At 65.2% G+C, this 9,231-nt stretch carries 9 protein-coding genes; 1 reads left to right on the top strand and 8 read right to left on the bottom strand.

Going from position 1 to position 9,231, the window contains the following annotated elements; genetic code table 11:
• Positions 1–335 precede the first annotated feature (335 nt).
• Entirely contained in the window at positions 336–1,559 is a 1,224-nt protein-coding gene (locus QUV18_RS18040) for an acyl-CoA dehydrogenase (protein WP_300895483.1), read from the bottom strand.
• Positions 1,560–1,662: 103 nt separating this feature from the next.
• Here QUV18_RS18040 and QUV18_RS18035 point away from each other — a divergent pair, with 103 nt between their 5' ends.
• Positions 1,663–2,574 (top strand): LysR substrate-binding domain-containing protein, encoded by a 912-nt coding sequence (locus tag QUV18_RS18035; protein ID WP_300895479.1) that lies wholly within the window; start codon positions 1,663–1,665, stop codon positions 2,572–2,574.
• A 3-nt stretch (positions 2,575–2,577) separates the two neighbouring features.
• Here QUV18_RS18035 and QUV18_RS18030 read toward each other — a convergent pair whose 3' ends face one another.
• The 7 genes from QUV18_RS18030 to QUV18_RS18000 all read right to left on the bottom strand — a co-directional run bounded on the left by QUV18_RS18030 (position 2,578) and on the right by QUV18_RS18000 (position 9,151).
• Positions 2,578–2,787 (bottom strand): hypothetical protein, encoded by a 210-nt coding sequence (locus QUV18_RS18030; RefSeq protein WP_300895478.1) that lies wholly within the window; start codon positions 2,785–2,787, stop codon positions 2,578–2,580.
• A 184-nt stretch (positions 2,788–2,971) separates the two neighbouring features.
• Positions 2,972–3,661 carry a phosphate regulon transcriptional regulator PhoB gene (gene phoB / locus QUV18_RS18025; RefSeq protein WP_300895477.1) on the bottom strand — a complete coding sequence of 230 codons (690 nt, stop codon included), beginning with the start codon at positions 3,659–3,661 and terminating at the stop codon, positions 2,972–2,974.
• A 23-nt stretch (positions 3,662–3,684) separates the two neighbouring features.
• Positions 3,685–4,401, bottom strand: a complete 717-nt coding sequence (phoU, locus tag QUV18_RS18020; protein WP_300895476.1) for a phosphate signaling complex protein PhoU — start codon at positions 4,399–4,401, stop codon at positions 3,685–3,687.
• Between the two features lie 9 nt (positions 4,402–4,410).
• The gene (gene pstB / locus QUV18_RS18015) at positions 4,411–5,208 is read right to left on the bottom strand and encodes a phosphate ABC transporter ATP-binding protein PstB (protein ID WP_300895475.1); all 798 of its coding nucleotides are present in this window, start codon (positions 5,206–5,208) and stop codon (positions 4,411–4,413) included.
• A gap of 15 nt (positions 5,209–5,223) precedes the next feature.
• The gene (gene pstA / locus QUV18_RS18010) at positions 5,224–6,552 is read right to left on the bottom strand and encodes a phosphate ABC transporter permease PstA (protein ID WP_300895474.1); all 1,329 of its coding nucleotides are present in this window, start codon (positions 6,550–6,552) and stop codon (positions 5,224–5,226) included.
• Positions 6,549–8,021 carry a phosphate ABC transporter permease subunit PstC gene (gene pstC, locus QUV18_RS18005; RefSeq protein ID WP_300895473.1) on the bottom strand — a complete coding sequence of 491 codons (1,473 nt, stop codon included), beginning with the start codon at positions 8,019–8,021 and terminating at the stop codon, positions 6,549–6,551. Before pstC ends, pstA begins: the two co-directional genes overlap by 4 nt.
• A gap of 89 nt (positions 8,022–8,110) precedes the next feature.
• Entirely contained in the window at positions 8,111–9,151 is a 1,041-nt protein-coding gene (locus QUV18_RS18000; protein WP_300895472.1) for a substrate-binding domain-containing protein, read from the bottom strand.
• Positions 9,152–9,231: the final 80 nt, after the last annotated feature.

Raw genomic sequence — 9,231 nt, 5'->3', positions numbered from 1 at the left:
GGCGTGACATTTCTACTTTGCAGAGCCGGTGACATTTCTACTTGGTTGCAACAATTGATGCGCGTGTGCAGCCGGCCGTGGCGTGACGGTTCCAGTCGCAGTTTGCGCGTTCTGTACCCTCCCCGCACCGGGTGGCCTGTGGTCTCGGCTTGCCGGATACGTGTCATGCCGTTCGCGGTGGCGGTCGGGAGTGGCACAGGTCCCGGGACGCGGCAAGGATCGCGGGATCGGCCGGTGTGCGGCGCGGCGTGACAATGACGCGGCGCCGCGGCCGGAAGACCGAACGGAAATGGAAATTCCGTTCGGCCTCCGTGGTTTACACCTTGGTCTTCAGGTCAAAAGAACGCCTGCAGCCCGGTTTGCGCCCGGCCGAGGATAAGCGCGTGGACGTCATGCGTGCCCTCGTAGGTGTTGACCGTTTCGAGGTTGAGGGCGTGGCGGATGACGTGGAATTCGCCCGAGATGCCGTTGCCGCCATGCATGTCGCGGGCCTGCCGGGCGATGTCGAGCGCCTTGCCGCAATTGTTGCGCTTGATGAGCGAGATCATCTCGGGCGCGGCGGCGGCCTCGTCCATCAGGCGGCCGACGCGGAGCGCGGCCTGCAGGCCGAGGGTGATCTCGGTCTGCATGTCGGCGAGCTTCTTCTGGAAGAGCTGGGTGTTGGCCAGCGGGCGGCCGAACTGGTGCCGGTCGAGCCCGTATTGGCGGGCGGCGTGCCAGCAGAACTCGGCCGAGCCCATGACGCCCCAGGCGATGCCGTAGCGGGCGCGGTTGAGGCAGCCGAAGGGCCCCTTGAGGCCTTCCACGTTGGGCAGGAGCGCGTCCTCCCCCACCTCGACGCCGTCCATGACGACCTCGCCGGTGACGGAGGCGCGCAGCGAGAGTTTCTTCTGGATTTTCGGCGCCGAGAGCCCCTTCATGCCCTTTTCGAGGACGAAGCCGCGGATCTTGCCGTCATGCGCCTCGGACTTGGCCCAGATGACGAAGACATCGGCGATGGGGCTGTTCGAGATCCACATTTTCGAGCCGGTGAGCTTGTAGCCCCCGTCGGTTTTCACGGCGCGGGTCTTCATGCCCGCCGGGTCGGAGCCGGCGTCGGGTTCGGTGAGGCCGAAGCAGCCGATGAGCTCGCCCGAGGCGAGGCCGGGGAGGTATTTCTGGCGCTGTTCCTCGGTGCCGTAGGCGTAGATCGGGTACATGACGAGGCTGGATTGCACCGACATCATCGAGCGGTAGCCGCTGTCGACGCGTTCGATTTCGCGGGCGACGACGCCGTAGCTGACGTAGCCGGCGCCGAGCCCGCCGTATTCCTCGGGGATGGTGGTGCCGAGGAGGCCCATCTGGCCCATTTCGCGGAAGATGCCGGGATCGACGGTTTCCTTTTCGAACGCCTCCATCACCCGGGGTTGCAGCACCTCCTGGGCGAAGGAGCGGCCGCTTTCGGCGATCATGCGCTCGTCTTCCTCGAGCTGCTTGGCGAGGTAGAACGGGTCTTCCCAGTCGAAGCTGGAAAGGTTGGGTTTGTCCTTGGCGCGGATCTTGGGGGCGTCGAGGCTCATGGCGGTCTCCTTATGCATGTTCGTCAACTTAATTGTAATGTATCGCGGGATCAGGGTAGAAAACAGCGAGAATTCCGCATCTATCCATGAGGGAATCGCATATATGCCCCCTGCCCCGCGCCGCTTCCTGCCGTCGACCGCCGCGCTGCGCGCGCTGGAGGCGGTGGACCGGCTGGGCAGCGTCACGGCGGCGGCGGAGGATCTGAACCTGACGCAGGGTGCCGTGAGCCGGCAGGTTCAGGCGCTGGAGGAGCAGTTGGGCGTGCCGCTGGTGATCCGGCGGGGGCGCCGGGTGGTGCTGACGCCGGAGGCGGCGCATTACGCGGCCGATATTCGTGGGGCGTTGCAGAAGATCACGCAGGCGTCGCTGCGGCTGACGGTGAACCCGACGGGGGGGAGCCTGGACCTGGCGATTTTGCCGACCTTCGGGATGCGCTGGCTGGTGCCGCGGCTGGCGGATTTCGCGCGGCGGCATCCGGAGGTGACGATCAACCTGACGACGCGGCTGCGCCCGTTCAACTTTGCCTCGGAACCCTTTGATGCCGCGATACATTTCGGCAATGCGGACTGGCCCGGGACGGCGGCGATGAAGCTCCGGCCGGAGGCGGTGGTGGCGGTCTGTGCGCCGGGCTTGCTGGAGGGGGCCTATCCGGAGCGGGCGGCGGATCTGTTGCGGTTGCCGCTGCTGCATATCGAGACGCGGCCCGAGGCGTGGGCGGCGTGGTTTGCCGAGCACGGGGTCGAGGGGGCGCAGGTGACGGGGCAGATCTATGACCAGTTTTCCACGATCACGCAGGCGGCGCTACATGGGCTGGGGGTGGCGCTGTTGCCGGATTACCTTGCAGAACAGGACCTTGCGACGGGACGTTTATGCAAGGCCTGGGGCGGCTCGACACCCTCGCCCGGGGCGTATCACCTGGTCTGGCCGGTGGAGAAATCGGGCGACCGGGCGCTTCTGAAGTTCCGCGACTGGCTGGCGACGCAGACCGAGGATGATGAACGGTTGCCGCGTTGAGGATTACGCGATGGAGCGGGTCAAGCGCCGGCGGGCGGCATCGGTGGTATGAACCCGCCCTGCCCTTGCGTCTGCCTGCCCGCGTTCGACGGAGGCGATGAACGCCTCTTCTTCGGCCCGGCACTGTGCGAGGGCGTTGCCCAAGGGGCGCTCGTCCAGGCCCGCCTTGCTCTTGGGTTGGGTATGGAAGGTGACGGGGGCGCGGTCGGGCATGGCAGTTCTCTACGAGTCGGATGTGTACATTTGAGAGTGGTGCTCCGGGCTCGGCAAAGGGGGCGAAATCTTGAAAAGATTTCGATCCGATTTCTTTTTAAGAAATCGAGTTGGGTCGGTCGTGGCAAGGGCGTCGAAATCTTGAAAAGATTTCTGTCCGAATTCTTTTAAAGAATTCGGTGGGTTAGCCGAGGGCGTAGCCGGCGCCGCGGACGGTGCGGAGGGGGTCCTGGCCGCCGTGCTGGCAGAGCGCCTTGCGCAGGCGGCCGATATGGACGTCGACGGTGCGGGTGTCGACGTAGATATCCCTGCCCCAGACGCGGTCGAGCAGTTGTTCGCGGCTCCAGACCCGGCCGGGTTTTTCCATGAAGGTGGAGAGCAGGCGGAACTCGGTGGGCCCGAGCTTGAGCTGGTTGCCGTCGCGGGTGACGCGGTGGGTTTCCGAATCGAGCAGGATATCCTCGTATTCCAGCCGCTCGCCCACGGTCGAGGGCCGGGTGCGGCGCAGTTGCGCGCGCACGCGGGCCATCAGTTCGATGACCGAATAGGGTTTGACCACGTAGTCGTCGGCGCCGGTTTCCAGCCCCCTGACCCGGTCGACCTCTTCCGAGCGGGCGGAGATCATGATGATCGGCACGCCGCGGGTCGAGGCGCGGGTTTTCAATTGGCGGCAGACCTCGATGCCGGAGACGTTGGGCAGCATCCAGTCGAGCAGGATGATGTCCGGCGCGGCCTCGTCGACGAGCATCAGCGCCTCCTCGCCATTCTCGGCCTTGGTGACGGCGAAGCCGTCGGCTTCGAGGTTGTAGGCCAGCACTTCGCGCTGTGCGGGCTCGTCTTCGACCAGAAGAACGCTGGGTTGTTCAGAGGCCATTTTTCGAAGTCCTGCTCATTGCGTCATGCCGGTGCGACGCTGGGATCGGTCGAGGTGCGGTCGCTCTTGGGGCGCTTGTCCTCGGGGATCTCGCCGGTGACGAGGTAGATCACCTGTTCGGCGATGTTGGTGGCGTGGTCGCCCATCCGCTCGGTGTTCTTGGCGATGAAATGCAGGTGCATGCAGGCGGTGATGTTGCGCGGGTCTTCCATCATGAAGGTGAGGAATTCGCGGAAGAGGGCGTTGTACATCTGGTCGACATCCTCGTCGCGGTGCATGACCTCGCGGGCGGTGCCGGCGTCGCGCTGGACGAAGGCGTCGAGCACGTCCTTGAGCATGCGCTCGACCTCTTTCGCCATGCGGCGGATCGAGGCGGTGGCGCCGTGGATCTGGCCCATCTGGCTGAGCACCGTGGTGCGCTTGGCCATGTTCTTGGCGTAGTCGCCGATGCGCTCGAGGTTGGAGGCGATCTTCATCACCGAGAGGATCACGCGCAGGTCGACCGCCGCGGGCTGGCGAACGGCGATGATGCGGGCGGCTTCCTCGTTGATCTGCTCTTCCAGCTCGTCGATGGCGCGATCGGCGTTGCGGACCTGTTCGGCCAGCTCCTCGTCGCGGGTTTCGAGCGAGGTGGCGGCCTTGAGGATGGCATCCTCGACCAGGCCGCCCATCTTCATGATGTGCGCCTGGATCGTTTCGAGATCCCGGTCGAAGGCCGAGGCGATATGTGTGTCGGTCATGTCTGCTCCTTACCCGATACGGCCGGTGATGTAGCTCTCGGTCCGCTCGTCCTTGGGGTTGGTGAAGATCTGGCCGGTCTCGCCGAATTCTACCAGATTTCCGAGATGGAAGAAGGCCGTCTTCTGGCTGACGCGCGCCGCCTGTTGCATCGAGTGGGTGACGATGATCACCGAGTAGTTGGTGCGCAGCTCGTCGATCAGTTCCTCGACCTGGGAGGTGGCGATGGGGTCGAGGGCGGAACAGGGTTCGTCCATCAGCAGCACTTCGGGTTCCGTGGCCACCGCGCGGGCGATGCAGAGGCGCTGTTGCTGGCCGCCGGAGAGGCCGGTGCCGGGGGCGTGGAGCCTGTCCTTCACCTCGTTCCAGATGGCGCCGCGGCGGAGGGATTTCTCGACGATCTCGTCGAGCTCGGCCTTGTTCTTGGCCAGCCCGTGGATTCGGGGGCCGTAGGCGATGTTGTCGTAGATCGACTTGGGGAACGGGTTGGGTTTCTGGAACACCATGCCCACCTTGGCGCGCAGCTGCACCGGGTCGACCTTCTTGTCGTAGATGTCCTGCCCGTCGAGCAGGATGTCGCCCTCGACGCGGCAGACGTCGATGGTGTCGTTCATCCGGTTCAGGCAGCGCAGGAAGGTGGATTTGCCGCAGCCCGAGGGGCCGATGAAGGCCGTGACGGTCTTGTCCTCGATGTCGACGTCCACGTCCTTGATGGCGTGGGTGTCGCCGTAATAGACCTGCACCTTTCGGGCGGAGAACTTGGTTTCGTTCCTGGTCACGGTTCTCTCCGTATTGGGGGTGTCATACATGAGGTCTGTCCTTGATTACCAGCGGCGCTCGAAGCGGCGGCGCAGAATGATGGCGAGGATGTTCATCGTGAGCAGGAAGACCAGCAGCACGATGATACCGCCCCAGGCCTTTTCGTAGAAGGCCACGTCGGCGCGGGCGGCCCAGGTGTAGATCTGGGCGGGCATGGCCGAGTTCGGGTCGGTGAAGCCGGCGACGATGCCGTCCGGGTAGCCGCGGGCGACGAAGCCCACCATGCCGATCAGGAGAAGCGGCGCGGTTTCGCCGAGCGCCTGGGCCAACCCGATGATGGTGCCGGTGAGGATGCCGGGCATGGCGAGCGGCAGGACGTGGTGGAAGACCGCCTGCATCTTGGAGGCGCCGACGCCGAGGGCCGCGTCGCGGATGGACGGCGGGACCGCCTTGAGCGAGGCGCGGGTGGAGATGATGATGGTGGGCAGGGTCATCAGGGTGAGCACCAGCCCGCCCACCAGCGGGGCCGATTGCGGCAGGTGCATGAACTGGATGAAGACCGCGAGCCCGAGGATGCCGAAGACGATGGAGGGCACCGCGGCGAGGTTGGAGATGTTCACCTCGATCAGGTCGGTGAAGCGGTTCTGGGGCGCGAATTCCTCGAGGTAGATGGAGGCCGCGACGCCGATGGGCAGCGAGAGCAGCAGCACGACCAGCATCATGAAGAACGAGCCCACGACCGAGGCGCCGATCCCTGCCCCGCCGGGGTTGTCGACGCCGGAATCGGCGCCGGTGATGAAGTTCCAGTTGAAGGCGGATTTCATGATCCCGGCCTCGTGGAGCGCGTCGACGATGTCGAGGTCGGTCTTCATCAGGAAGCGGCTGTCCTGCATCCCTTCGCGGGTGACGCGGCCGTTGAAATAGCCGTCGACGCGGGAGGAGGCGGCGAGTTCGAAGCGGACGGGTTCGCCCAGCATGTTCGAGTTGCCCTGGTAGTACTCGCGGATCGTGCCGCCGGTCTTGCCAAGCAGGCGCTCGATGGCGTCGGCGTCGAAATCGACCTCGAGCCCGCGCTCCTGGAGCTGGGCTTCGAGCTTGGAGATGAACAGGTCCTGGTAGGCCTTGGTCTTGAAGAGCTCGCTTTCGGCGGCCTCGTACTCGGCCTGGGTGATGGTGAACTCGACATCGACCACGGTCTTGGTGAAGGCCGGGATGCCGGAGCGGATGATTGTGAACGCGAGCACCACGAGGAAGAACAGCCCGATGCCGATGGCGATCATGCCGTAGGCCTGGAAGCGCTTCTCGGAGGCGTTGCGGCGTTTGGTGCGGGCGTCGCGGGCGGTGAGCGAGCTGCTCTTGCCCGGGCCGCTGCCATTCAGGGTCGCATCAGTCATTCGTATTGCTCCCGGTATTTGCGCACGATGTAGAGCGCGAAGATGTTGAGGCAGAGCGTGATGACGAAGAGTGTCATGCCGAGGGCGAAGGCGACGAGTGCCTCTGGAGAGGCAAAATCGGCGTCACCGGTGAGCTGGCTGACGATCTTGGCGGTCACGGTGGTCATCGCCTCGAAGGGGTTGAGCGAGAGCCGGGCCGCGGCCCCTGCCCCTAGGACCACGATCATGGTCTCGCCGATGGCGCGGGAAGCCGCCAGGAGGATGGCGCCGACGATGCCCGGCAGGGCGGCGGGAAGGACGACCTGCTTGATGGTTTCCGACTTGGTGGCGCCGAGGCCGTAGGAGCCGTCGCGCATGGCCTGCGGAACCGAGTTGATGATGTCGTCGGAGAGCGAGGAGACGAAGGGGATGAGCATGATGCCCATGACCAGCCCCGCCGTCATCACCGCCGTGCCCGATTGCATCCAGTCGAGCCCGTTGTCGCCGAAGACCTTCAGCAGCAGCGGCCCGACCGTCAGCAGCGCGAAGAGGCCGTAGACGATGGTCGGGATGCCGGCCAGCACCTCGAGCATCGGCTTGGCGAAGGCGCGGATGCGGGGGCTGGCGTATTCGGAAAGGTAGATGGCGGCGAAGAGGCCGATTGGCACGGCCACCGCGAGGGCCACGATGGAGATGTAGAACGTACCCCAGAGCAGCGGCAGGACACCGAGGTCGGAGCTGCCGCCGCGGCCCGAGAAGCTGGGCGCCCAGTTGGTGCCGAGGAAGAAATCGGCGGCCGGGTAGAGGCGGAAGAACTCGATCGTGTTGAAGACCAGCGACAGGACGATGCCGATGGTGGTGAGGATGGCGATGGAGGCGGCGCCGACGAGGATGGCGCGCACGCTGTGCTCGACCACGTTGCGGGCGCGGAACTCGGCCCGGCTTTCGCGGAGGCCGTAGAGGAAGCCCAGCACCGCGAGGATCAGCACCGCGATGGTCATGATCAGGTTGCCGGTGTCGTTCATGATCCGGTACCGCTGGGCCGCGCGGAGGATCGGCTGGGTCACTTCGGAGGTGACGATCGAGCCCGCGTCGCGCAGGCGCTGGGTGACATCGGTGAAGTCGGCGCGGAGGTTGCGGGCCTCGTCATCGGTCATCAGGCCCTGGGCCACGGCGGCGTCGAGGCCGTTCGCGGCGCGGCGCACCTCGGCCATCACCAGCCCGAGGGAGGAGCCTTCCTTGACCGAGCTTTCAGGGATCATGCCGGAGATGGTGTTGCCCACGTAGATGGGCTGGATCAGCAGCCACGCGACGAGCAGCAGGAAGGCCGGCACGATGGCCTTGATGGCCACGTTGGACCCGTAATAGGAGGGCAGCGAATGCAGCCCGCGGCTGTCGCCCCCGGCGCTGGCGAGTGCGCGCTGCCGGCCAAGAACGTAGCCCGCCACCGCGATCGCGAGCACGATCAAGATGAGCCAGAGTAAAGGCATGTGCCCCCCATCCCCTTGGTTGTGAAAAATGTCCTAAAAGGCGTGGCGGGGGCGGCGAAATCTGCCGCCCCCGGTCAGGCAGAGCCTGATTACATGCTTTCGCTCATGGTCGTTTCGTTCTCGACCTTGGACTGGGTGTCGGCCAGTTCCGGATCGGCCACGAGGCCGTAGTTGGAGAGCGGGCCGCCCGGGCCTGCGATCTCGTCGGCGACGAAGAACTGGGCGTATTCCTTGAGGCCGGGGATCACGCCGATATGGGCTTTCTTGACGTAGAAGAACAGCGGGCGCGAGACCGGGTATTCGCCGGAGGCGATCGACTCGGTCGTGGGCTCGATGCCGCCCATGGTGGCGACCTTCAGCTTGTCGGTGTTGTTCTCGTAGAACGCGAGGCCGAAGACGCCGATGCCGTTGGTGTTGGCGTCGATGCGGGCCAGGGTCTCGGTGTAGTCGCCGTCGATGTCGACCGACTTGCCGTCGGTGCGCACGTCGAGGCAGGCATCCTCGGCGTCGTCCTCGTTCATGCCGCCATCCATCATGGCCTGCATGGCGCCGGTGGCTTCGCAGCCTTCCAGCAGCACCTTGTCTTCGAAGACTTCACGGGTGCCGTGCTTGGTGCCGGGGATGAACATCGCGATCTCGGCTTCGGGCAGGTCGCTGTTGAAGTCGGACCAGTTGGTGTGGGGGTTGTCGACCACTTCGCCGTCGACCATCACCTTGGCGCCGATGGCGTTGAAGATGTCGGAGGGCTCGAACGCGGTGAACTCGGGGCCCGACTGCTGGCTGGCGAAGACGATGCCGTCATAGCCGATGCGGACTTCGATGATGTCGGTGACGCCGTTGTCGGCGCAGGCCTTGATCTCTTTTTCGCGGATGGCGCGCGAGGCGTTGGCGACATCGATGGTGTTCTCGCCCACGCCTTCGCAGAAGCGCTTGAGGCCGGCCGACGAGCCGCCCGATTCGACGACCGGGGTCGGGAAATCGGTGTTTTCGCCGAAGAGCTCGGCCACGATCGAGGCGTAGGGCAGCACGGTCGAGGACCCGGCGACCTGCACGTTGTCACGGGCGGCAGCAGCGGTAGCGGAAACGGCAGCGATCGCCAGCGAGGAGGCGGTCAGTTTCACAAAGGACATGGATAGCTCCTGATTTCGGTTTTGACGGGCCACAACAGCAGATGGCCTTGCCCGCTCTGCTAGTCCCCGGGCACGACGCT

Origin of the sequence: Roseovarius sp. (assembly GCF_030373445.1) — a bacterium.
Lineage (GTDB): Bacteria > Pseudomonadota > Alphaproteobacteria > Rhodobacterales > Rhodobacteraceae > Roseovarius.
This window is presented reverse-complemented; position numbering and strand designations above follow the sequence as displayed.